At 51.3% G+C, this 22526-nt stretch carries 22 protein-coding genes; 15 read left to right on the top strand and 7 right to left on the bottom strand.

The genetic code is table 11. The annotated features are described in order from the left end of the window. Positions 1 to 102 precede the first annotated feature (102 nt). The 5 genes from SD10_RS03550 to SD10_RS03530 all read left to right on the top strand — a co-directional run bounded on the left by SD10_RS03550 (position 103) and on the right by SD10_RS03530 (position 4407). Positions 103 to 903 carry a Rossmann-like and DUF2520 domain-containing protein gene (locus SD10_RS03550; RefSeq protein ID WP_046375712.1) on the top strand — a complete coding sequence of 267 codons (801 nt, stop codon included), beginning with the start codon at positions 103 to 105 and terminating at the stop codon, positions 901 to 903. 254 nt (positions 904 to 1157) lie between these two features. Then, positions 1158 to 1613: a hypothetical protein gene (locus SD10_RS03545; protein ID WP_046375711.1), complete on the top strand. Its 456-nt coding sequence runs from the start codon at positions 1158 to 1160 to the stop codon at positions 1611 to 1613. Between the two features lie 13 nt (positions 1614 to 1626). Then, entirely contained in the window at positions 1627 to 2142 is a 516-nt protein-coding gene (locus SD10_RS03540) for a hypothetical protein (RefSeq protein WP_046375710.1), read from the top strand. Positions 2143 to 2211: 69 nt separating this feature from the next. Beyond that, a complete protein-coding gene (locus tag SD10_RS03535) occupies positions 2212 to 3252 on the top strand; it encodes a WD40/YVTN/BNR-like repeat-containing protein (protein WP_046375709.1) in 1041 nt (346 codons plus the stop codon). 129 nt (positions 3253 to 3381) lie between these two features. Next, positions 3382 to 4407 carry a M48 family metalloprotease gene (locus SD10_RS03530; RefSeq protein ID WP_227699129.1) on the top strand — a complete coding sequence of 342 codons (1026 nt, stop codon included), beginning with the start codon at positions 3382 to 3384 and terminating at the stop codon, positions 4405 to 4407. Positions 4408 to 4485: 78 nt separating this feature from the next. Here SD10_RS03530 and SD10_RS03525 read toward each other — a convergent pair whose 3' ends face one another. After that, positions 4486 to 5103 (bottom strand): NADPH-dependent F420 reductase, encoded by a 618-nt coding sequence (locus tag SD10_RS03525; RefSeq protein ID WP_046375707.1) that lies wholly within the window; start codon positions 5101 to 5103, stop codon positions 4486 to 4488. A 69-nt stretch (positions 5104 to 5172) separates the two neighbouring features. After that, on the bottom strand, positions 5173 to 6426 hold the full coding sequence (gene rocD / locus SD10_RS03520; protein WP_046375706.1) for an ornithine--oxo-acid transaminase: 1254 nt from the start codon (positions 6424 to 6426) through the stop codon (positions 5173 to 5175). Between the two features lie 123 nt (positions 6427 to 6549). Between rocD and SD10_RS29615 the strand changes: the two genes are divergently transcribed. The 3 genes from SD10_RS29615 (at position 6550) to SD10_RS03510 (ending at position 7902) form a co-directional block, all read left to right on the top strand. Continuing rightward, positions 6550 to 6711: a DUF5522 domain-containing protein gene (locus tag SD10_RS29615; RefSeq protein WP_158500538.1), complete on the top strand. Its 162-nt coding sequence runs from the start codon at positions 6550 to 6552 to the stop codon at positions 6709 to 6711. A 63-nt stretch (positions 6712 to 6774) separates the two neighbouring features. Next, positions 6775 to 7014, top strand: a complete 240-nt coding sequence (gene rpmB / locus SD10_RS03515) for a 50S ribosomal protein L28 (protein WP_046375705.1) — start codon at positions 6775 to 6777, stop codon at positions 7012 to 7014. Between the two features lie 165 nt (positions 7015 to 7179). Continuing rightward, positions 7180 to 7902 (top strand): RluA family pseudouridine synthase, encoded by a 723-nt coding sequence (locus SD10_RS03510; RefSeq protein ID WP_046375704.1) that lies wholly within the window; start codon positions 7180 to 7182, stop codon positions 7900 to 7902. A gap of 132 nt (positions 7903 to 8034) precedes the next feature. On the opposite strand, the gene SD10_RS03505 is transcribed toward SD10_RS03510, so the two are convergent. Continuing rightward, positions 8035 to 8532, bottom strand: a complete 498-nt coding sequence (locus SD10_RS03505; RefSeq protein WP_082111504.1) for a DinB family protein — start codon at positions 8530 to 8532, stop codon at positions 8035 to 8037. Positions 8533 to 8658: 126 nt separating this feature from the next. On the opposite strand from SD10_RS03505, the gene SD10_RS03500 reads away from it, so the two are divergent. Continuing rightward, positions 8659 to 9624, top strand: coding sequence for an NAD(P)H-quinone oxidoreductase (locus SD10_RS03500; RefSeq protein ID WP_046579002.1), 966 nt, complete (start codon positions 8659 to 8661; stop codon positions 9622 to 9624). 51 nt (positions 9625 to 9675) lie between these two features. On the opposite strand, the gene SD10_RS03495 is transcribed toward SD10_RS03500, so the two are convergent. From SD10_RS03495 to SD10_RS03485, 3 genes are all read right to left on the bottom strand, one after another. After that, a complete protein-coding gene (locus tag SD10_RS03495; protein WP_046375703.1) occupies positions 9676 to 12858 on the bottom strand; it encodes an efflux RND transporter permease subunit in 3183 nt (1060 codons plus the stop codon). Positions 12859 to 12936: 78 nt separating this feature from the next. Beyond that, on the bottom strand, positions 12937 to 13893 hold the full coding sequence (locus SD10_RS03490) for an efflux RND transporter periplasmic adaptor subunit (protein WP_046375702.1): 957 nt from the start codon (positions 13891 to 13893) through the stop codon (positions 12937 to 12939). A 2-nt stretch (positions 13894 to 13895) separates the two neighbouring features. After that, positions 13896 to 15191, bottom strand: a complete 1296-nt coding sequence (locus SD10_RS03485) for a TolC family protein (protein ID WP_046375701.1) — start codon at positions 15189 to 15191, stop codon at positions 13896 to 13898. A gap of 360 nt (positions 15192 to 15551) precedes the next feature. Between SD10_RS03485 and rihA the strand changes: the two genes are divergently transcribed. After that, a complete protein-coding gene (rihA, locus tag SD10_RS03480) occupies positions 15552 to 16490 on the top strand; it encodes a pyrimidine-specific ribonucleoside hydrolase RihA (protein ID WP_046375700.1) in 939 nt (312 codons plus the stop codon). A gap of 74 nt (positions 16491 to 16564) precedes the next feature. Here the strand turns inward: rihA and SD10_RS03475 are convergent, their stop codons facing one another. Beyond that, positions 16565 to 17149 (bottom strand): hypothetical protein, encoded by a 585-nt coding sequence (locus SD10_RS03475; RefSeq protein WP_046375699.1) that lies wholly within the window; start codon positions 17147 to 17149, stop codon positions 16565 to 16567. 194 nt (positions 17150 to 17343) lie between these two features. Here SD10_RS03475 and SD10_RS03470 point away from each other — a divergent pair, with 194 nt between their 5' ends. From SD10_RS03470 to SD10_RS03450, 5 genes are all read left to right on the top strand, one after another. Further along, the gene (locus SD10_RS03470) at positions 17344 to 18609 is read left to right on the top strand and encodes a glucuronyl esterase domain-containing protein (protein WP_046579001.1); all 1266 of its coding nucleotides are present in this window, start codon (positions 17344 to 17346) and stop codon (positions 18607 to 18609) included. A gap of 20 nt (positions 18610 to 18629) precedes the next feature. Further along, positions 18630 to 19187: an NUDIX hydrolase gene (locus SD10_RS03465; protein ID WP_046375698.1), complete on the top strand. Its 558-nt coding sequence runs from the start codon at positions 18630 to 18632 to the stop codon at positions 19185 to 19187. Between the two features lie 201 nt (positions 19188 to 19388). Further along, the gene (locus SD10_RS03460; RefSeq protein WP_046375697.1) at positions 19389 to 20567 is read left to right on the top strand and encodes a pyridoxal phosphate-dependent aminotransferase; all 1179 of its coding nucleotides are present in this window, start codon (positions 19389 to 19391) and stop codon (positions 20565 to 20567) included. A gap of 50 nt (positions 20568 to 20617) precedes the next feature. Beyond that, positions 20618 to 21475, top strand: coding sequence for a prephenate dehydrogenase (locus tag SD10_RS03455; RefSeq protein WP_046375696.1), 858 nt, complete (start codon positions 20618 to 20620; stop codon positions 21473 to 21475). 110 nt (positions 21476 to 21585) lie between these two features. Continuing rightward, positions 21586 to 22452, top strand: a complete 867-nt coding sequence (locus SD10_RS03450; protein ID WP_046375695.1) for an aldo/keto reductase — start codon at positions 21586 to 21588, stop codon at positions 22450 to 22452. The last annotated feature ends 74 nt before the right edge of the window (positions 22453 to 22526 follow it).

Raw genomic sequence — 22526 nt, 5'->3', positions numbered from 1 at the left:
ATTAGGTAATACTATCGGTAAAAAGCCTGGTAGACAAATTGCTTTGGATAGACAATACCACAAAGACACCTTTGATTCAAGTAAAATAGTCTATACTTGAGCATGGAAATTTCGTTTATTGGCGCTGGCAATCTGGCCTGGCACCTTGCTCCAGCGCTCGAAAATGCTGGCCATCATATCAACGAGGTATATAGTCACCAGCTCAAGCACGCCCGGCAACTGGTCAGCAATCTTTACGATGCTCATACCCACTCCGAACTGAATTTCGCCGATAGTCCGTCGCAGCTGTTCGTGCTGGCCATCCCCGACGATGCCCTCGAAAGCGTTTGCTCCCAGTTGGTGTTACCTGAAAACGCCCTCGTTGTGCACACGTCAGGTGCGCGCTCGCTGGAGTCGCTGGAAAACTGGATGGCTATTTACAGCGATGTCCCCGTTCGAACGGGCGTTTTTTATCCGCTTCAGACCTTTACCAAAGGGCAGTCGTTCATGCTCTTCGATGAGATTCCGCTTTGTATCGAAGCCACTGACAGCACAACCGAAGATACCTTGGTTCAACTGGGACAAGCAATGAGCGATACCGTTTACATTATCACCTCCGAAGAACGTCGTACCTTACACGTTGCCGCTGTTTTTGCCTGTAATTTCACCAACCACCTGCTTACCATTGCGCATGATCTGACGGTTCGGGATGGACTGGAATTCGACTTGCTGCGACCTATTATTGCCGAAACCTTTCGGAAAGGGCTGGCGGCTCCAAACCCCACTGCTGTGCAGACGGGTCCGGCCCGCCGGGGTGATCTGACAACCATCGAGACTCATTTGACCTACCTGAGCAATCAGCCAAAACTAGCCGAAATTTATCAGTTACTCACCCAAAGTATTCGGTCTCAATACAGTCAGTGACCTTATCCAATCTTATTTATAGTCTATTAATATGTATGCCTTATAGGAGGCTAAATAGGCCGATTTATTAATATATGTTAACGTTTCTTTTGATTTCAACACAAAATTCCAGATGTTTAAATAAATTTTCCGTCATATAACATTCGTTTATTAACGTATTGACCCATATATAAACTTAAAGGTATAATCTTAGCAAAGATGACTATCGATACTAATTAGTCGTCCTATTGTGTTAATTTTAGGGTGGGAGTGGAATGAAACAGGCAGAAAAGAGACAAACTTCTCAGGAAGTTATAAGACATGCAGACCAGTTAACGTTGTATGATCGGTACGGCTCAATGGCGTACGGTGTCATTTTACGGATTATTCCAGAACCCGAACGTGCGCAGGCGGTATTAATCGACTTGTTTTCATCGCCCCAGTTACTGGCCTGTGCTGAAATTCCGACCCATACGGCAGGTGAGATCATTCGTCTGGCCAGAGCAAAAGCACTTGCCGCTAAATGTGTTGCTCCCGTTTCTTCATTAACTTTGTCAGATTCCGATGTAAACGGTCATTTTGATACGAACGATAACGTAGAAAACATCGTTTTCGATTTATCGTTTTGCCAGGGATATTCACTTGAAGCCATCGCCGAAAAGCTGCAGTTGTCTCGAACGAATGTCTTAAAGTCTATTTACACATATTTCAAACATCTCCGCTCGTCTTAATAGCACAACCACCTTGAAGACCTACAACTATTTAAAAGACGGTATTCTGGAAGCGTATCTGTTAGACTTAACGACAGAGAAAGAGAAGGAAGAAGTTGAGCAACTTCTGGCTACGGATGCAGACGTGCTGGCCGAGCTGAACGAACTCGAAGCGGATATGGAAGAATTCTTCCTTCGTCATGCGGTGCCCCCTCCGCCCAGCATCCGGGAGGCCGTTGCGCTACGCATCAGCGAAACAGAAATTAAAAAGTGGGAAGAGGCTCCCCATACGCAAACCCATCAAAAATCGACCGAATTCCGTCCGAATGAGCAGTCATATGTAAACGTCGAGGTCGACGATACGCATATTCGCGTTCATAAATACTGGCGTCCTGCGTTCATTGCCGTTTTCATTCTGTCGAAAATATTCCTAATACTGGGCCTGTATTATTACTTTAAAGCCAGTAGCCAGGCCGAGGAAATTATTCGCCTGAAGGCTGCCACGCAGCAAACAGCACCAGCCCCCCAGCCGGGTGGCCTGAAACCATAAAGCCATATAATTGATCAATGGACTGGCTTTTCCGGCAAAATTTGCCACTTTGCAGTCAATTGATCGTTCATGAAACAACTCCTTTGTCTCCTCATAGGGACACTGTCGCTCAGTGTCCCCGCTTTGTCTCAGTGGCAACCTCAATCCGTTGGGACCGACGCCAGTTTCCGGGCGGTTAGTGTATCTGGAGCCGATGTCGCCTGGATTGGCGGTACCAAAGGCACCTTTCTTCATACGGCTGATGGCGGAAAAACCTGGCAAACAGGCACTGTTCCTGATGCTCAAGGCTGCGATTTCCGTGATGTGCAGGCAATTGATGCCCAAACCGCTTACCTGATGAGCGCTGGCCCGGCCGAAAAAGGTCAGGCCCGGCTTTACAAAACAACGGATGGCGGTCAGCACTGGACGCTTCTCTATCAAACCCAACAAACGGGCGTGTTCTTTGACGGAATTGATTTCTGGGACGATCAACACGGTATTATTTTCAGCGACCCCCTAACCGATCCGTCTGTTGGGCGCCGGTGGTTTATGTTGACAACCGACGATGGCGGCAAAACCTGGCAACCTATTCCCCCGGCCAGCCTTCCCGTGATGGAGCCGAACGAAGCTGCTTTTGCCGCCAGCGGCACCAGTATCGTTGTGCAAGGCAAGCGAAACGTCTGGATTGCGTCGGGTGGCGGGGTATTTGGCCGCGTGTTTCGGTCCAAAGACCGGGGACGCACGTGGGCCGTCAGCAACACGCCTTTACCTGCTGGCGAAGCCACGGGTTTGTTTGGGATGCATTTCTTCACCGAAAAAATTGGCGTAGTCGTTGGCGGGAATTATAAGCAGGAACAGCAGCCCGGCCCCAATGGCGCCATCACCCGCGACGGTGGGCAAACCTGGACACTCCTCACCCCAACCGATCCGCCCGGCCTGAAAGAAGCCGTTGCGTTGCTTCCCGGCGACCGCTTGCTTGCTGTTGGTCCATCTGGCACAAGCCTCTCCGCCGATCAGGGGCAAACCTGGCAACGGCTCGATACGGACGGTTTTCATTCGGTAGCCTGCGCCAAAGGCACCTGTTATGCCGTGGGGGCCAAAGGAAAAGTGGCCATACAGCGGTTTAAGTAACCAGCCGGAAAACTTTCCTGTTCACGGCTTAAAATAGCCAGCCTGCTTTCGTCGTTATTCTGCCGTGTTGAACGATTAACCCACCCGGTTATGCCTGTGAGATCGGCTTTATTTTTACCTGTCCTTTTGTTGAGTACGGCCCTTGCTGGCCCCCTGATTGCCCAGACCAATACGCTGCCATTACCCTTAGGGTCGGGTGCCTTCATTTGTAGTTATACAGGCGGCAAGATCGGCCCGCAGGTAGTCTGCTCCCCAACAACGGCCTCCAACGGCCATGCCGAGAAAGTAGTGGATCGAATCCTGAAACCCATTGGCCTGATCCGTAATTTCAAAGTCATCGAGTGCTCCAACACCGACAACTGTTTTGCGACTGTTCTTAAAGGGCAGCGGTTTATCGTCTACGATGGGGCTTTCATGCAGCAAATCGAAGAAGAAACCGAAACGGACTGGTCGGCGATAAGCATCATGGCGCACGAAATTGGCCACCATTTGCAGGGCCACACGATTGACGGCCGGGGCGGCCAGCCGATAAAAGAAATTGAAGCCGATAAGTTTTCGGGCTTTGTGCTGCACCAGTTAGGCGCTTCACTGGACGAGGCAACGGTAGCCGTACGCGCCCTGGGCGATGAACATGCCACATCCACACACCCGGCAAAACCGGCTCGTGTTGAGGCCATTCGGAAAGGCTGGCTGGAAGCGGAATCTATGTATCCAAAAAGCCGAACAGCCATCAAAACACCGGTGGCTATGGCACCAAAAGCCATTACACCCACGAATACACCTGCGGTTGCCGCCCGGCCAGTGATTGCCCCAAAGGCTCCCGTTGGTAGTTCGTCAAGAGTCGGCTGCGTATCGGGCGATTGTGAAGACGGAACCGGCACATTCGTCTACCCTACCCGCGAACGCTACGTTGGCGAGTTTGAGGAAGGCGATAAACACGGGGAAGGCGTCGAATATTACGCAGACGGCAAGTTAAAATACAAAGGCAATTTCCGCGATAACCTCCGCTCCGATTATGGGGTGTACTATTACCGAAACGGAGATAAGTATGCGGGCTGGTTCCAGAACAATATCCCCAATGGCAAGGGAACCTATTACTTCGCGGATGGGGACAAAATCGTGGCTACGTTCAGAAATGGGAAGCCGATGCAATAAGCGAAAAAAGTCTAAAATGAATGGGGAGCGCATCTAGTCAGATGCGCTCCCCATTCATTTTACTGGCAAAAAAGCGCATTATTTAGGCAGTTTAATCAGGTTATGGGTAGGCAAAGGCCCGCCAAACTGCTGCAATTTTCCGCCCGTGACGAGTCCGCCAAGATCAATACCGGCAAAGCCAATAGCTTTGATCAGTTGACTGACGGTTTCCTTAGCCTCCTTGTCATCACCCGAAAAGAAAAGAACCCGTTGCCCACCGGCTTGATGCGGATCAGCAGCCAGCACGGCTGCATCAAGTGTATTGAACGCTTTCACAAGGCGCGCGCCAGGCACCAACTCGGCCACCACTTCACTCGATGTCCTGTCGCCGAGGTCAGCCGGTTTGAATTCCGGGAAAACAATAAAGTTGGTGGCATCTATAACAATACGACCATTCCAGGCTGGCAAACCGGCAAGCCCTTCTGATAAGTGCTGCCACGGCAATGCCAGCAGGACGATATCCGCCTGTGCTGCATCTGTTACCGTACCCGCCTTGATATCATTGCCAAGGGAAGTGACCAGATCGGCCAGTGATTCAGGACCACGACTATTGCTGATCATTACTGGATAACCAGCCTTCGCTACGTGTCGGGCAAACCCCTGGGCTATGTTACCCGCGCCTATAATGCCAATGCTGGTTGTGGTCGATGTGCTCATTGCTCGTGTCATTAACGTTGCTGGCGATACTGGCTTTAAGCCCTTATACCGCTTCCTAATGCATCAATTCTAAAAGGCCAGGATCGTTTTCTCGATAATATCGCAGGCCTCATGCATTTGCTCTTCGTTGATAACCAGCGGAGGGGCAAACCGAATTTTATCACCATGAGTTGGCTTAGTCAGCAGGCCATTGCCTTTCAACTTCAGACAGATTTCCCAGGCCGTTTCTGTACCGAGATCAGGGCGTTCCTGAATCACGATAGCGTTCAATAAGCCTTTACCACGCACCGATTTCACAAGTTCTGTTTTCTGACTCAGGGCCGTCATTCGGGCGCGGAAAACTTCGCCCATGGCGGCCGCATTCTCCGTCAGTTTTTCGTCTTCTACCACCTGAAGGGCCTCCATAGTGACAACGCAGGCCAATGGATTACCGCCATAGGTTGAGCCGTGCTCACCCGGTTTGATGGTGAGCATAACCTCATCAGACGTCATGACGGCCGATACGGGCATAGTACCCCCCGAGAGCGCTTTACCCAGCACGAGCAGATCAGGTTTTATCCCTTCGTGATCACAGGCCACACGCTTACCGGTTCGCCCGATGCCCGTTTGCACCTCATCTGCAATAAAGAGCACGTTGTATTTTGTGCATAGCTCCCGCACACCGCGCAGGTAGCCTTCATGCGGCACCACGACGCCCGCTTCGCCCTGAATGGGCTCGACCATGAACCCAGCAATGTTTGGGTCACTCTGAAGGGTAGCTTCCAGCGCGTCGAGGTCATCGTAGGGAATAATAATGTAGCCCGGCAGTAACGGCCCGAAGTCATTGGTGCTGCTCGGGTCGGTGGACGATGAAATAGCCGCCAATGTGCGTCCCCAGAAATTTCCGGCGGCAAACACCACCTTGGCCTGATCCTGCGGAATACCTTTGACTTTATAAGCCCATTTGCGCGTCAGTTTGAGCGCCGTTTCACCCCCTTCGGCACCAGAGTTCATAATCAGCGCTTTATCGAAGCCAAAGTAATCGCAAAGGTATTTTTCGCAAAGGCCGGTCTTGTCGTTGTAAAAAGCCCGCGACGTCAGGGTTAGGCGCTGAGCCTGTTCCATCATCGCCTTAATAATGCGCGGATGGCAATGTCCCTGGCTAACGGCACTATAGGCCGACAGAAAATCAAAGTAACGTTTATCATCTACATCCCAAACGAAGATGCCTTCGCCCCGCGTCAGCACCGCTGGAATGGGATGATAGTTGTGCGCGCCATACTTCCATTCCAGTTGCATGGCCTTATCGGCAGACGAGACGGGCGTTGTTGGTTCGAGTATCATAGTGAAAAGCGGTTAAATGAGTTTGTTGGCCGGAATCGGCAACGTTGTGCAACTAACAGGTCGTAGAACCCGTTGGCTTTCAAAAATACGGTTTCTTAAACAGACGCCCAAAACCAGGCACGTGTGCAACCCAGTAAGAAAAAAATTCCCGGTTTAGCCGACGAGGATTATTACTACACACCCGAAGGGTTTGTCGTTTTCACGACTGCTTATCACCTCAAACGTGGCTACTGCTGCAAGAGCGGATGTCGTCATTGTCCCTATGGATTCAAAAAAAAGGAGTAATGACTTGCAGATTATGAATTATTTAGCCAATTTTGCGCCCTCTAACGGAAAACGAGTACGGTAATGGCCAGAGTTTGTCAAATCACAGGAAAGCGCACACGCACGGGAAACAACGTTTCTCACGCTAATAATAAAACTAAGCGTAAATTCTTCCCGAACCTGCAGAAAAAGCGGTTCTTCGTCGAGTCAACCGGCGAATGGATAACCTTAAGAGTGGCTACGTCGGCCATTAAGACCATTAACAAAAATGGTCTGGAAGCAACCCTTCAAAAGGCTTACGAGCGCGGTACGCTGACGGTATAGTCTTTAGCAAGATAGTTTACTCTGAGCCTCTTCCGACTGGGAGGAGGCTTTTTGTGTTTAGTTTGAGGGATTCGGCTCACAGTTTATGGTGTTTGATGGGCGATCAGCCGGATACTTCGCACGCTAAACTAGCCGTCGAATACCATAAACTGTAAACCGAATACCATGAAATTAGTCTTTGAAGACCTCATCCTTTTTGAAAATGAGGACTATATATTGATCAACAAACCGCCCCACGTAGCCTCGCTCGACGAACGGACAACGGACCGGGGCGGCCAGAGTATTCTGCGGCTGGCTAAAGCCTACCATGCCGACGCTCAACTCGGCCATCGGCTGGATAAAGAAACGTCGGGTATTCTGGCTATCGCCAAAAATCCGGAAGCTTATCGCCACCTGGCCATGCAATTTGAGCACCGCGAGGTAACGAAACGCTACCATGCTGTGGCCAATGGGGTGCACAACTTTGAGGGCATTTCGGTGTACTTACCCATTTCGCCCATCAAAGACGGAACCGCCGTTCGCATTGATCGCGAGCATGGAAAAGTGGCCGAAACAATCTTCAATACCTTACAGGCCTACCGGACAGCAACCTTGGTCGAATGCATGCCCGTTACGGGTCGAATGCACCAGATTCGGGTGCATTTAATGTGCCTGAAGGCCCCTATCGTCAACGACCCAACATACGGTGGAAAGCCCGTCTTTCTGTCCGATATAAAGCGCAACTTCAACCTGAAAGAAGGCACCGAAGAGCTTCCGCTGATTCATCGGGTTGCGCTCCACGCCCATTCCCTAACCTTTGCGTTACTGGACGGCGAAGAGCAAACGTTTGTGGCTCCCTACCCTAAAGATTTCAACGTGCTGGTGAAGCAGTTGGAGAAATTCGCTTAGGAATGATGAATTAGAAATGATGAGTGATGCCTCCGTGGTCCGTGTCCTCACGGACTACTTTCGCGTCAGCCAAGGCTTTCCTCCTAAATCAACGGTCCGTGAGGACACAGACCACGGCGGCATCATTCATCATTACCACGCATCCAGCAACCGCCGGATAATGATAATTTCACCGACATGGTAAGCCGTATGGTCGGCGATCAACAGCGTTTCGCGGAGCAGGTTCTGCCCATCGCCATGCTCGAAGGGAGCGTATAAATCGCGGCCTGGATCGTTTAGTAGCGCCACAAATGCATCGCGGTCCTCTCTGATTTGTTCCAGTGCCTGCTGCCAGGCGGCCTCATCTGCCGGAGCCAATTCTTTTGACCAGTACCCCGATGGCCACGGTGGCGACTGATGACCGGAATCGCGGGAAAATTCGAGGATGTCCCATTGCGCAATACGAATATGATCGACGAGCTGCCAGATGCTATACGGCAGTTTGTCGGGCTTTACGCCACGCAGTTCGGTGGGCAAGTCTTTCACCGCATCGTCGAACGACTGATGAGCATTGCTACCGGTAAGTAAGGCGATCAGTTGCTGACGAACGACATCGTTTATATCGGAGATTGATTGATCGGGTTGAGTCATGATCCAGTTTGTGAGTTTTTACTGATAACTACTCGTTTTGTGATGAGGTGGTTTGAGAAAACCAACCTTTGCTTCCAAGAATGTATGCCTTTTCTGACAAAAGGCGATCGCAATGGTTATGCAGGTATGAAAGCAATCATGATCACACGTCCCGGCGATGGTTCAGTTCTCGAATTACAGGAACAACCTACGCCACAACCCCAATCAGGGCAACTCCTCATACGTGTACGGGCAGCGGGCGTCAATCGAAGTGATATTCATCAGCGAACCGGTGGCTATGGCATGGACCCTACAGGCCAAATTCCCGGACTTGAAATAGCTGGCGTTGTGGAGCAGTGCGGCCCCAACACCAGCCGCTGGCGGGTTGGCGACAGGGTATGTGCCCTAGTGAGCGGAGGAGGTTATGCTGACCATGTAACGGTCGATGAGCGGCACTGCCTCCCCATCCCATCGAATCTGACATTTGTTGAAGCGGCTTCTCTACCCGAAACGATTTTGACCGTCTGGTCTACGGTTTTTCGATGGGGGCATTTATCTGGCGGAGAAAACCTATTGATCCACGGAGGTAGTAGCGGCATTGGTGTAACGGCGATTCAGCTAGCTAAAGCGTTCGGAGCCAGTGCCTATGCCACAGCGGGAAGCGACGAAAAATGTGCCTTTTGCGAAGAGATAGGTGCCGTAAAATGCGTCAATTACAAAAAAGAAGATTTCGAAAAAGTCTTGGAAGACATAAACATCCATGTTATTCTGGATATGGTTGGCGGAGACTACACGCCCAAAAACCTGCGCCTGCTGGCAACAGATGGCAGGCTAATGTTTATCAATGCCATGCAGGGTGCCGACAGCCAGATTCACATTCCAACGCTGATGCAAAAGCGAATTACGATCAGTGGCAGTATGTTAAAGCCGCGCGATGCCAACTTCAAAGCGAACCTCACCGCCGATGTTGAAAAACAAGTCTGGCCGCTACTCAGCGATGATCGATTCAAACCGATCATCTACCGCACCTTTCCACTCTCCGAAGCGGCCAGCGCACAGGAATTGATGACCAGCAGTGAGCATATCGGCAAAATTGTTCTTGTCGTAGATTAAACAACAACGTTTACTCCACGGCCTATGAGGACACAGGCCGTGGAGTAAACGTTATATCTCCGTTCCTTCTTCGATGGGCTCCGGTGTTGGATGACCGGAGGAATCCAAGGCCGTTGGGCGGGGCCGACGGCGGTTAACTAGGTAAAACAAAGGAGGAATAATGAGTGGCGCGAAGAACAGCGTCGTTGTTAGCCCACCAATGATAACCGTCGCTAAGGGCCGCTGAACGTCGGAGCCGATACCGCTCGAAATGGCCGCTGGCACAAGACCAATGATCGCCACAACCATGATGGCCATAATGGCCCGGAATTGCTCCTGTGCCGTTTCGATGGTAATTTCCTTTAACGACTTCGGGTTATTGATCAGATTCCGGTTCAGGGCTGAGACAAGTAACACCCCCGCCATTACCGAAATACCAAAGATCGACACGAAGCCCACCCCCGCCGAAACGTTGAAATTATATCCCCGAAGCAGCAAAGCCCCAATACCGCCAGCCAGCGCAAATAGCAGACACGTAAGGGTTAACAGCGTATCGCGGACGTTTCCATACAGCATGAACAGAAATAGAAATACCACCACAATTGTCAGCGGAATCGAGACAGCCAGTTGCCCACCCGCCCGTTCGAGGTTTTCGTACTGACCACCATAGATGACACTGTAGCCTTCCGGAATTTTGACGTGCTGCCGAACTTTCTCGCTGATTTCTTTCACAAACCCGCCCTGGTCACGTCCGCGAATGTTGGTCCGAACCGTCACCATCCGCTTGCCATTGATCCGGTAAATGTTCGTCTGGCCCTGAACGTACCGAATGTCGGCCAGTTCACTCATCGGAATGAGCGCACCCGTTGCCGAAGGCACCTGCAATAACCGAACAGCCTCAATGCTTCCCCGGCTTTCGGGTGTGAACCGCACCACAATATCGTAGCGTTTAGCTTCGTCGTAGATCGACCCAATGGCTTTACCGCCAATCGCTGCTTCGATCATGTTTTCAATCTCGGCCACATTGATACCGTACCGCGCAGCCGCCGGCCGGTTAATTTTAATGGCTAACTGATCCTGAGGTCCCTCCTGCTCGATGTTTACCGAGACAGCACCGTTCATGGCTTTCACCAGCGCAGCAATGCTATCGGCTTTGGCCCGCATCAGCGTCAGGTCATTACCTACCACCGAAATGGCCAGGTCAGCTGCGCTACCTGTCACGATTTCCATGACCTGGTCAATAATCGGCTGCCCCGATGAAAAGAAGGCACCCGGAAAGGCTTCCTGCAACTTACCCTGCATGGACCGCACAATCTCTTTCTTCGAAATTGTATCCGACCAGGTGCTGTAATCTTTCAGGCCAATCAGAATCTCGGTGCGGTCTGTTGGGAACGGGTCCGTACCGTCGTCATTACGACCGGACTGCGTGATGACGAAACTTACTGGTTTATACCTGCTGATAATATCCCGAATCTTGGGGGCGATTTTCGCATTCTCCTGGATGGTAATGCCCGATGGCATAAACGCCCGCATGAAGATAGACCCTTCATCGAGCTCAGGCAGAAATTCGGTGCCGAGCTTCAGGCCAAAACCGATCATCACCAGCACAATCGCCATCCCAACCCCAACCACCAAACCCGGAACCCGAAACAACGTCGACGTGAGCAACCATCGATAGCCGCGCTCCAGGGGCGATAACAGGAAGTTCTTATGTTCTTTCAGTGGTTTACCGTCGGGTGCCAGTACCTTACGGAAGGCGAACGAGATAAGAACCGGAATAACGGTCAACGCGCAAACCAACGAACCAATTACGGCAAACGACAGGGTCAACGCCATCGGACTGAATAGCTTTCCTTCAACGCGCTGCATCAACAGGATGGGCATGTAGGCCAGAATGATGATGGTCACCGAGAAGAAGATTTCCCGCGCTACCTCCCCGGCGGATCGGGCCGTCACGTTTACAATACCCTGGTTCCGGTCGGCCGGTCCCGATGATCGGTATCGCCTGATAAGGTGCTCGGCCATGACGCTGGCTCCGTCGACAATGATGCCGAAATCAATAGCGCCCAACGAAAGCAGGTTGGCAGGAATACCAACCAGTTTCATCAAGATAAAGGCGAACAGCAACGAAAAGGGAATGGTCACCGTAACGACCAGCGCGGCCCGCAGACTACCCAGAAACAGCACTAGCAGGATAGCCACAATGGAAATACCTTCGATGAGCGTGTGGGCAACCGTTTCGAGGGAGTGGTCAATCAAAAAGCCACGGTCGTACAACACCCGCAGGTGAACTCCTTTGGGGAGTTCGCGCGCTTCGAGATCGGCAATTTTCTCTTTGAGTAGCTCCAGCACTTCGCTCGGGTTTTCGCCCCGACGGAGCAAAACGATTCCTTCGGTGGCTCCAATCACGTCCAGTTTCTCGTCAGGAATCCGGTACCCCAGAATACCCGAAGGGGACGGCGGATTTATTTCTACGCTGGCCACATCACGGACCAGAATCGGTACGCCTTCATTCGCTTTGAGCACAATGTTCTGAACATCATCGGGCGACTTGAGCGCCCCTAAGCCACGCACAGCAAAGCCCTGTCCTCCCCGGGAAATGATGTTTCCTCCGGTGTTCTGGTTGTTCTTCTGAACAGCCTCAATGACATCCTGCAAGGTTAAGCCAAACTTACGCAGCTTGGCCGGATCGGGAATAACCTGATACTGTTTAATCGGCCCGCCAAAGGTGGTTACGTCAGCCAGACCGGGTACCTGAAGCAACTGCGGAATGATGACCCAATCCTGCAAATCGCGCAGTTGCATGGGCGTCATACTCGCCGGTGCTTCGATAACGTAGCGATAAATTTCACCAACAGCCGTGGTCAACGGAGCCAGTTCCGGCGAAACGCCATCGGGCAACTGGGCACTGCTGAGCCGTTCGATGATCTGCTGCCGGGCAAAGTAATCGGTAACCGTTTCGTCAAAATTCAACTGCACCACCGACAAGCCAAAGATAGTCCGCGACCGGCGATCCGTAACGTGCGGTACGTTGTTCAGCACGCGCTCAATCGGGATCGTTACCTGCTGTTCGACCTCTTCAGCCGCCCGGCCATCGTATTTGCTAATAACAATAACGTTTGTATCCGCAATATCGGGGTAGGCTTCAATTTTAAGCAGTTTGAAGCACCACAACCCCAGCCCCATAATTGCCACTGCAAGACCAACAACGATCCAGCGGTTTTTGAGGGAAAAAAAGATCAGTTTCTGAATCATTTATTTTGTCTGGGCCAAGCTCCTGCTTGGCCTTGTAAAGTGTTGACGTCCGGGCAAAGCAGAAGCCTCAGCCAGACATTAATACCCAAAGCTTAAGCCTTTCAATTGCAGCACATTGGCCGTAACGACCTGGTCATTTTCTTTCAGTCCGTTCTGCACCACCACGCGGTCGGCACGTTGCTGCCCGAGTTCAACCGCCCGCCGTTCAACGGCTCTTGGACCCGTCTGGATAAAGACATAATCGCGCCCCTGTACCGTTACAATCGCGTCGCGCGAAACGGTCATCAGGTTGCCTTCCGACACACCAAACTCAGCCTGTGCGAACATGCCCGCTTTCAATCGGCCATCGGGATTGGCCACTGAAATCCGTAGCTTAATCTGGCGGGTCGTGTTGTCGACATAGTCGTTGACGTTGTCAATAACACCCACGAACCGCTCGTTGGGGAAGGCCGTAAAGTTCAGCCTACAGACTAAGCCTTTCCGGATACTGCCAAACTGATTTTCCGGTATTTCGCACACCACCAGAATCGTATTCGGGCGTGCTTTCCGAAGGGCTTCAGGGTCGAAGCCAGCCAGTTTCAGGGTTGCTTCGTCTGAGATAATAGCCGCTTCTTCGTTGGCCAGCTGCGTTTGGGCTTCAATTACTTCTTTGCCCGATGCCGCTCCGTGCGCCTGCAAGTCTTTTACTCGTTCCAGGTTACCCCGCTCTGTCTGAATGTTAATGCGATGTTGCAAGATAGCGGTGTAGTTATCGGACAAACTTGGCTCATCGAATAACACCAGCCGTTCCGCCGGATTTTCAGTAGACCGCAGAACCATAGCCGCCACATGACCCGGTGCCGAAAAATCGGTGCGGATCGCCCCCGACCGAGCCGGTTGGGTTGTAAAGGGACTCATCATCAGCGAATCTGGAAACGTGATGCGTGTGCCATCGGTGCTAATGGTCGGGTGCGGTATGGAGGTAACGACTGGCTTTGGCTTGTCTTTGCAGGCAACAGTCAAAAGGGCCAACAGGACTATGGGATGAAGTTTCATGATCAGTAAGCGTTAATCTGCCCGGTTACGTATAACAGCCGGACATAATTTTGACGGTGGGTATAGAGCGCCTGATAGTAAGCCGTTTGCGTTTCGAACCAGGACGATTGTGCCTGCAACAAGTCGATTAAGGTAGTAGCGCCCCGCAGATACGCGTACCGAACCGATGCCAGCACCCGGTCGGCATCACGCCGAATAGCTACATACCGTTCAATATTCTGGCGACTCGTCGTAAACGATTGGTAAGCCGTTTGCACTTCGGCCCGTATTTGCCGCTGAACCAGGGCAGCCGCCTGTCCTGCCTGTTCCTGCAACACCCGTGACTTCTGAATTTCGCCCTGATTACGGCTGTAAACAGGTAGTTCGAGGGTCAGAAAAACACCCGCGTAAGGAATTGCATTCTGGGGGTTCCAGATTAATCCAGCTTCGTTGCGCGGTTTGGCGAGCACTTGCTGTAAGTCCACGTTACGCCGGGCCGATTCCAGGTTAGCCTCAGCAACACGTACGTCAGTACGCGTTGTAGTCGCCATCTGTAACAGGCTGTCTGCGCTGGCATTCACAGACGGATACAAACTCAGCGGATTACTAAACGCGGGGTTAATAATCGAGTCGTTGAGCGCCACATTGATGCTGTCTGCCGCGCCGATCACCAGGCGCAGATCGTTCAGCCGGTTACGAAGATCCTGCTGAGCAGTGCGAGTCTGAATATCGTACTGATCTGAGATCAACTGTGTTCGGGTAAGATCAGTACTACTGATAACCAAATCTTTAAGACGAACCCGGTTCAATTGAACCAGCGTGTCGACATTGGCTTTAGCCCGCTGCAACAAGGCCAGTTGGATGCGTGCATACCAGGCATCCAGATAACGGTTGGCCGCATCGAACAGCAAGCCTCGTTCCGTTTCGGCTACACTTCGCACGGCCAGATTGGTGTTGGCTTCGGCAAAGCGGCTTCGATACGCGCGCTTGTTGTGAATATCAAACTCCTTTGTCGCCTGTAACCAGAACTGTCGTCGCTGGCGGTTTAGTACCCCAACGCCCTCTCCTGACGGCACTATAGCTCCGGGCGTTTGCTGGAGTTGAAATAGAGTCTGATTGTTTAGTACTGGATTAGGGCGCAGGTTAGCTGTAATCTGGTCAGCCTGGGCCGCGTTGATATTCAGTCGCTCAACACGTAGAGCCGGGCTATTCTCCCGCACTTGTTGAAGCGTTTGCCGCAAGGTCAGCGTTGTCTGTGCAGAGGCCGTTATAACCGAACAGATACACAGTAGGTATAGGCTTGTTTTTTGAAAAATCATTCGATGAACAGGGCCTCAATATAAATAGGTTTTACTACCCCTAAAACCGTAAAATTGCGTCTAAACAGTCCAAAATTATAATTAAAAATTAGTTAAATATACTTAATACGGGTTAAGTAACCGATTAGTGGTTAGACTGTAAACTATACATTAACCAGGAAAGGCCCTAATGATGCGCTATATGAATAAATACGACTGGTAATCTGTTAACCGCTAAACTTCGTAGAAAGCGTAACCAAGGTCAGAAAAGAACTCTTGAGTCGTTTGTCCGTTCGTGAATCCGAATGACTGTATCTTAGCGACCAAACGTGCGAACGGCCCTGGCCTTCGAGTAAGCTTTATGCTCTTACCTGCTAACTAATGAAGAAAATACCCATACTTATCGACTGCGATCCCGGTCACGATGATGCAGTTATGCTAATGCTCGCGTTTGGCAGCGGCCTGTTTGATATCAAAGCCATCACCACATCAGCGGGCAACCAGACTCAGGAAAAAACGCTAAGAAATGCGTTGAAAATCACCTCGTTGATTAGGGCTGATATTCCGGTGTATAAAGGCAGTGAAAAACCCCTCTTCCGGGAGCTCATCATTGCGGATAACGTCCATGGAGAAATGGGCCTCGACGGCCCGATTTTGCCCGAACCCGTCCTAAAACCCGGACTCCTGTCAGCCGTTGAGGCTATGGCGGCAATTCTGACGGAGAGCACAGAAAAAATAACCCTTGTTCCAACAGGACCACTCACCAATATTGCTACGTTCCTGCTGGCGTATCCACAGTTAAAAGCCAAGATTGAACGCATTTCGCTCATGGGGGGCGGGGCGTTTCGGGGCAACATCACTCCCACAGCCGAATTTAATATTTACGTTGATCCCGAAGCGGCTGCCATTGTATTTAGGTCTGGCGTGCCCATAACCATGTGCGGCCTGGATGTGACACACAAGGCGCTGGTGTTTCAGGAAGACATCGAGCTGTTCAGAGCCATCGGGAATAAGTCGGGGCAGGTCGTTGCTGAATTGATGGACTTTTTTTCCATTTACTACCGGCGCGAACGCCCCGAACTGGACGGTGGCGCAGCCCTTCACGACCCCTGCTCCATTGCCTGGCTTATTGACCCATCCATGTTTATGTCAAAGCCGTGTTATGTCGATGTAGAAGTAAACGGCACCCTAACGGCGGGCACAACCGTCGTCGACTTTTTCGATGTTCTGAAGAAAACACCGAATGTCGAATTCGTCTATGACATCGACCGCAAAAAGTACATTCAGCTGATCTACGAAGCGGTGAAGGGATTGCCCTAAATAAATTTGCGCACCTACATTTAGTAACGGTGAAGTCAGTGTGGAGAAGATAACTTTATAAGAAAGCGGCCTGGTCAAAACCAGGGTCTTCTCACTTTAAATGACCGTTTGAGGCCGCTGATGAGCAGAAACGCGCCCACAATACCGAAGATAATGGCGAGTATGGTAATGTGTAAAATAGCAAACAGGACCGCTACCAGAATAACAAGTACCGATGCTTTCAACTTCCAGCTAATCCGCTGCCACCAGTTGAGTTCAGGCCGAAGTTTCATACCCAGACTCTGACGGATCTGGTTACCTAGTCTGAGTTTTTTCTTGGGCTTAGGACCCGGTTGATGATCCGAAGCTTTGGTTGTTGGATTCGTTAATAAAGCGTTTATCCGATGCATTCGGCGTTCAATGCGCTTCTCCTCCGCTTGCGTAGGTCGATTCGTTCGGCTGGCAACAGCGGGCATAATCGATTGCGGAACAATTGCCGATGGACTAGTCACCTGTCTGGCCGAATCTGAACCCGTTGTGTTTGCCTGCGCCACTGGCTGCTCAGTCGGGATTCTGGCTGCCGCCGGATGGGAGGTCGGCTGGAAATAGGCAACGGGGCGATGGCAGGACGAAAAGAAAAGACAGGACGCAGCAGCGAAAAGGGCAATGATGTTCTTCATCAGGTTTCAGGTTGTGCGAACGAAATCCGCAAAAGCAAAAAGTCCTCTCTACAACGAATCAGGCAGGTTGGTTAATATGATTTTTGCAAAAAAGCCATAAATTCAGATACATTTTACGCTGTATAGAGCATCTAAACAGTATGAAAAACAGGGCCTTTCGCTTTTTCATCAGACGTTTCTCTCCGAACCTATTTATGACTCGATTGCTGTTTTGTTTAGCCGTTGCCTTGCTGACCGGACATTTTACCAATGGACAGGTAGCCGAATCCGTTTACAACTACGACGAAACAAAAGTGGGCACCTACAAATTGCCCAACCCCTTAATTAACGCATCAGGCAAAGCAATAAAAACGCGGGCCGAATGGGCTACTCGCCGGATCGAACTCCTGCAACTCTTTGCCGAAAATGTGTACGGAAAGACGCCTAAACAAACCGTCAGACTCCGCTTTCAGACAACTTCTGTTGACTCCTCTGCGCTGAATGGATTAGCCATCCGTAAACTGATATCCATCAAATTTGTCGACTACCCGAAATTACCATCCATTGATGTCCTGCTATATGTACCCAAGGGCCGAAAGGCAGCGCCAGTTTTTCTGGGACTGAATTTTTGTGGCAATCACTGCGTCACAACGGAAGCCGACCTTCCACTTTCAACACGCTGGATGATGAGTGGAACCGGCGACGTTTCGGTCAATAACAAAGCTACCGAGAAAGCCCGTGGTATGCAGGAACGGCGCTGGCCCATATCAATGATTCTGAAACGAGGCTACGCCGTGGCTACCGCCTATTACGGCGATCTCGAACCTGATTACCCAGAGGGCTGGCATGCGGGCATTCGGTCGGTACTGGGCGATACAACCAGGGCCGATAACTGGGGAGCCATTGGCGCCTGGGCGTGGGGCATGAGCCGAATACTCGACTACCTCCAGACCGATCCAGCCATTGATGCCAAACGGGTTATTTCCATCGGTCATTCACGCATTGGGAAAGCTGCGCTATGGGCTGGTGCGCAGGATGACCGATTTGCGGCCGTTATTGCCAATGAATCGGGTGAAGGCGGTGCGGCCCTGTCCCGCCGTTGGTATGGCGAAACCGTTGAACGACTCAATATCAGCTTTCCGCACTGGTTTTGTGAGCGCTATAAAACCTATAATAAGCGCGTAGACGACCTGCCGGTCGATCAGCACGAACTGCTGGCCCTGGTAGCACCCCGCCCCCTCTACGTTGCCAGTGCCGATGGGGACCAGTGGTCGGACCCGAAAGGTGAATTTTTGGGAGCTGCCTATACGACCCCCGTTTACGCCCTTTATGGCAAAGTTGGGCTGGGCACAACGACTTTCCCGGCCGTGAACCAGCCCATTGGGCAGACCGTTCGTTACCACGACCGGACTGGCAAACACGATGTCATGAACTACGACTGGGAACAATACCTGCGCTTTGCGGATGAATTAGTCCGATAGGTCTGCCTACCTTTGTAGCTATGACTCCCGACAATGATCCCCGGCCCTGGCAGGTCGAACGCTCTGAATACATCCATACATTACCGTGGTTCACGGTTCGGAAAGAAGCCATCCGCATGGAAAACGGTGGCACCATTCCCAATTATTTTATTTTCGAATACCCTGATTGGGTCAATGTTGTTGCCGTTACGACGGATAACCAACTGGTTCTGATCCGACAGTATCGGCATGGCCTTGCCGGTGTTCATTACGAACTGTGTGCGGGTGTCGTCGATCCCGGCGAGGACCCGCTGGTGGCTGCCCAACGCGAACTTCTGGAAGAAACCGGTTTTGGTGGAGGCCACTGGGAACCGCTAATGACCCTTTCGGCGAACCCTGGTACGCATTCTAACCTGACGCATGCCTTTCTGGCAACGGGCGTTGAGTTGAAACAAGCGCAACACCTCGAATCTACGGAGGAGATTACCGTCCATCTGGTATCACAGGAACGAGCCATCGCGATCATCAACAGTGGTGAAATGATGCAGTCATTGCACTTAGCTCCCCTCCTAAAATACTGCCTGAACCAGAATTCTTAGGTTTGTGTCTGCCCAGCCTTGATTTCTGGTATAACGTGAATGATGACAAAAATCAATCAGCTATTATTCACATTATTATACAAGTCTGTGATGATTCGTAGCCATTGTGCGGACGCGTATCTTTGCATGTTGTATTACCTCACTGGTTCGTCTTTTATAAAATCAGGGAACTAAAAAAATCCCATAAATCCCGGTTCAGAAGTGATTATCCCTCTTGCCCACCGCGCCGACCAAACGCAGGAATATTATTTTTCAGTAAAACTGGCCGAAGTCCGTCGTCTTCAGGCGGCTGGTCATGACGTCATTAATCTGGGCATTGGCAATCCAGACCTGATGCCATCCCCCAATACGATCGATGCCTTAATCAAGTCCGTGCAGCAGCCAACGGCGCATGGGTATCAACCTTATAAAGGCACGCCAGCACTTCGTCAGGCTATTGCGGCCTTTTACAATCATACGTATGGCGTTCCACTCGACCCCGATACGGAGATTTTGCCACTCATTGGCTCGAAAGAAGGCATTACCCACATCTCGCTCACGTTTTTGAACGATGGTGACGGGGTGCTGGTACCTGAACTTGGGTACCCGGCTTACCGCGCCGTGAGTGCAATGGTGGGTGCTTCCGTACGCGAATACCCGCTTATGGAAAATAACGGCTGGCAACCTGATTGGGACGTTCTGGAGGACATAATCGCCAATACAGACCCACGGCACCCGGTCAAAATTATGTGGATGAATTACCCGCACATGCCAACTGGCGCGCCTGCAACCCGTGCCCTGTTTGAGCGGGCGGTTCGCTTTGCGAATGACTATAAACTACTGTTATGTCACGATAACCCCTACAGCCTGATTTTAAACAAGAAGCCGCCCATCAGCCTGCTATCGGTAGATGGCGCCAGGGAGGTGGCGATTGAACTTAACTCGCTCAGCAAGTCACACAACATGGCAGGCTGGCGCATTGGCTGGATGGCAGGGGAAAAGCCTTACGTGGATTCGGTGCTGGCCATTAAAAGCAACGTGGATTCGGGCCAGTTCAAACCGTTGATGGACGCGGCTACCGAAGCCCTCACCAACTCCGATGATTGGCACCGGGAGCGCAATGCAGTTTACCAGGGCCGGCTGGATGCCATACATGCGTTGCTGGATGCGCTGGGCTGTACCTACTCCACTGATCAGGAGGGATTATTTATCTGGGCTAAGCTGCCTGACTCAGTACCCTCTGCCGAAGCGCTGGTCGATGATTTGCTGTTGACAAAACACGTGTTCATTGCCCCCGGCTTTATTTTTGGACCAAAAGGAAACCGCTACGTGCGCGTGTCGTTGTGCCTGCCCAGGGAGCGAATAGAAGAGGCAACGGCCCGTCTGAAGATGCCTCAATAGTCCATCAAAAAAATCATAAAAAATCCCGCCGGGTTGCCGGTGTAATTCAGATGGTTGTCAGCATTATAGGAATAGGCTTATTAGGCGGCTCATTTGCCCTGGCCATTCGTGAGAAATACCCCAAAATGCGCTTTATCGGCGTCGATACATCGGTCGTAAATGGACAGTTGGCTTTAGCCAAAGGAATCGTCGACGATGTATTGCCACTCGAAGAAGCCGTTGCCCAAAGCACGCTGGTCGTTCTGGCAACACCCGTCAATATTATCATCGACCTGTTGCCTACCGTCCTCGACTACTTGCCACCGGGGGCCACCGTATTGGACCTCGGCTCGACCAAAGGCCTTATTTGCGACGTGGCCGATGCTCATCCCAAACGAGCACAGTTTGTGGCGGTTCACCCTATGGCAGGTACCGAAAATTCGGGGCCGGGAGCAGCTTTTAAAGAGTTATTATCGGGTAAAAACCTCATTATCTGCGACCGCGAGAAAAGCAATCCGGATAGCCTGACGCTGACCGAAAGCCTATTTCGGGATGCAGGTATGCGGCTGTTTTACATGAACCCGCAGGAACATGATCTGCATCTGGCGTATGTATCGCACCTAAGTCACATTAGCGCCTTTGCCCTCGGGCTGACCGTGCTGGAAAAAGAAAAAGATGAGCAGGCTATTTTCGACATGGCCAGCACGGGCTTCAGTTCAACTGTGCGCCTGGCGAAAAGCTCACCGGCCATGTGGGCCCCTATCTTCGATCAAAATCGGGCGAATGTCTCGGATGCGCTGGCGGCCTATATCGAGTTCCTACAACAGTTCAAGCAGGTGATTGATGATCAGGATGTACATACATCGCTCGATTTCATGCAGCGGGCCAATGTCATCCGGCGCGTGCTGGACGGCATTGAGAAGCGGTAAAATTAAAAACTTCAGGCGGCAACTTATACAAAAGGGTTTTCTGTTGGTTTATGCATAAGATACACCGCCTGAACAGGTGGCGTACAACTGGTAAACTAGTAGAACTACTCATGCAAGCAACAGACCAACAACCAGCCACTCAAGCTGGTACAATTACGATTGGTGGCGATTTGACCGTCAATCGAATGGCTTACGGAGCCATGCGGATTACGGGTGAAGGTATCTGGGGCCCACCTAAAGATCATGACGAGTGCATTCGTGTCTTGAAACGCACCCTTGAATTAGGCATCAATTTCATCGATACGGCCGATAGTTATGGCCCGTACGTTTCGGAAGAACTCATTGCCGAAGCCCTTCATCCTTATCCGGATGGCCTGGTTATCGGTACAAAAGGCGCGCTACTCCGCACGGGGCCTAACCAATGGCCGGTTGATGGTAGTCGCAAGCACCTCGAAGAAGCGCTGAACGGTAGTCTGAAACGCTTGAAACTGGATCGCATTGACCTGTATCAGCTTCATCGGTTCGATCCGAAGGTTCCTTCAGAAGAGTTTCTTGGCTTTTTACAGGAAGCCCAGCAGCAGGGCAAGATCCGCCACATTGGCTTGTCCGAAGTAGGTATCGAACAGATCGAAGAGGCAAAACAATACTTCGATGTAGTCTCGGTTCAGAACATGTACAACTTCGGCGAACAGCGCTGGAATGACGTACTCAAGTACTGCGAACAAAACAACATCGCTTTTATTCCCTGGTTTCCGCTCAATGCCGGTAATGTTGCAGCAGAAAATGCGATCAAGAAAGTAGCGCAACGACATGGCGCGACTGATTACCAGATTGCCCTGGCGTGGCTACTGGCGGCTTCGCCTGTTATGCTACCCATTGCCGGAACGTCGTCGGTGAAGCACCTGGAAGAAAACGTAAAGGCAGCCACCATCAAACTGACGGAGGAAGATCTGCAGGACATGCCATTGCCTCAGTAAGTTTATAGTATCCGATAGTTGGTTTACGGTGGCTTAACGCGACGCGTTTTTGGTTTTGCGTTAGCCTGCCGTGA

The sequence above is a fragment of the Spirosoma radiotolerans genome (genome assembly GCF_000974425.1).
Lineage (GTDB): Bacteria > Bacteroidota > Bacteroidia > Cytophagales > Spirosomataceae > Spirosoma > Spirosoma radiotolerans.
Note: the sequence above shows the minus strand (reverse complement) of the source record. Positions and strands in the feature narration are given on the sequence as shown.

Bases quoted from the DNA above. Each gene is read 5' to 3' on its own strand.
- SD10_RS03550 (WP_046375712.1), top strand. From the start codon at position 103: ATGGAAATTTCGTTTATTGGCGCTGGCAATCTGGCCTGGCACCTTGCT.
- SD10_RS03545 (WP_046375711.1), top strand. From the start codon at position 1,158: ATGAAACAGGCAGAAAAGAGACAAACTTCTCAGGAAGTTATAAGACAT.
- SD10_RS03535 (WP_046375709.1), top strand. From the start codon at position 2,212: ATGAAACAACTCCTTTGTCTCCTCATAGGGACACTGTCGCTCAGTGTC.
- SD10_RS03525 (WP_046375707.1), bottom strand. From the start codon at position 5,103: ATGAGCACATCGACCACAACCAGCATTGGCATTATAGGCGCGGGTAAC.
- rocD (WP_046375706.1), bottom strand. From the start codon at position 6,426: ATGATACTCGAACCAACAACGCCCGTCTCGTCTGCCGATAAGGCCATG.
- rpmB (WP_046375705.1), top strand. From the start codon at position 6,775: ATGGCCAGAGTTTGTCAAATCACAGGAAAGCGCACACGCACGGGAAAC.
- SD10_RS03510 (WP_046375704.1), top strand. From the start codon at position 7,180: ATGAAATTAGTCTTTGAAGACCTCATCCTTTTTGAAAATGAGGACTAT.
- SD10_RS03505 (WP_082111504.1), bottom strand. From the start codon at position 8,532: ATGACTCAACCCGATCAATCAATCTCCGATATAAACGATGTCGTTCGT.
- SD10_RS03500 (WP_046579002.1), top strand. From the start codon at position 8,659: ATGAAAGCAATCATGATCACACGTCCCGGCGATGGTTCAGTTCTCGAA.
- SD10_RS03495 (WP_046375703.1), bottom strand. From the start codon at position 12,858: ATGATTCAGAAACTGATCTTTTTTTCCCTCAAAAACCGCTGGATCGTT.
- SD10_RS03490 (WP_046375702.1), bottom strand. From the start codon at position 13,893: ATGAAACTTCATCCCATAGTCCTGTTGGCCCTTTTGACTGTTGCCTGC.
- SD10_RS03485 (WP_046375701.1), bottom strand. From the start codon at position 15,191: ATGATTTTTCAAAAAACAAGCCTATACCTACTGTGTATCTGTTCGGTT.
- rihA (WP_046375700.1), top strand. From the start codon at position 15,552: ATGAAGAAAATACCCATACTTATCGACTGCGATCCCGGTCACGATGAT.
- SD10_RS03475 (WP_046375699.1), bottom strand. From the start codon at position 17,149: ATGAAGAACATCATTGCCCTTTTCGCTGCTGCGTCCTGTCTTTTCTTT.
- SD10_RS03470 (WP_046579001.1), top strand. From the start codon at position 17,344: ATGACTCGATTGCTGTTTTGTTTAGCCGTTGCCTTGCTGACCGGACAT.
- SD10_RS03465 (WP_046375698.1), top strand. From the start codon at position 18,630: ATGACTCCCGACAATGATCCCCGGCCCTGGCAGGTCGAACGCTCTGAA.
- SD10_RS03455 (WP_046375696.1), top strand. From the start codon at position 20,618: ATGGTTGTCAGCATTATAGGAATAGGCTTATTAGGCGGCTCATTTGCC.
- SD10_RS03450 (WP_046375695.1), top strand. From the start codon at position 21,586: ATGCAAGCAACAGACCAACAACCAGCCACTCAAGCTGGTACAATTACG.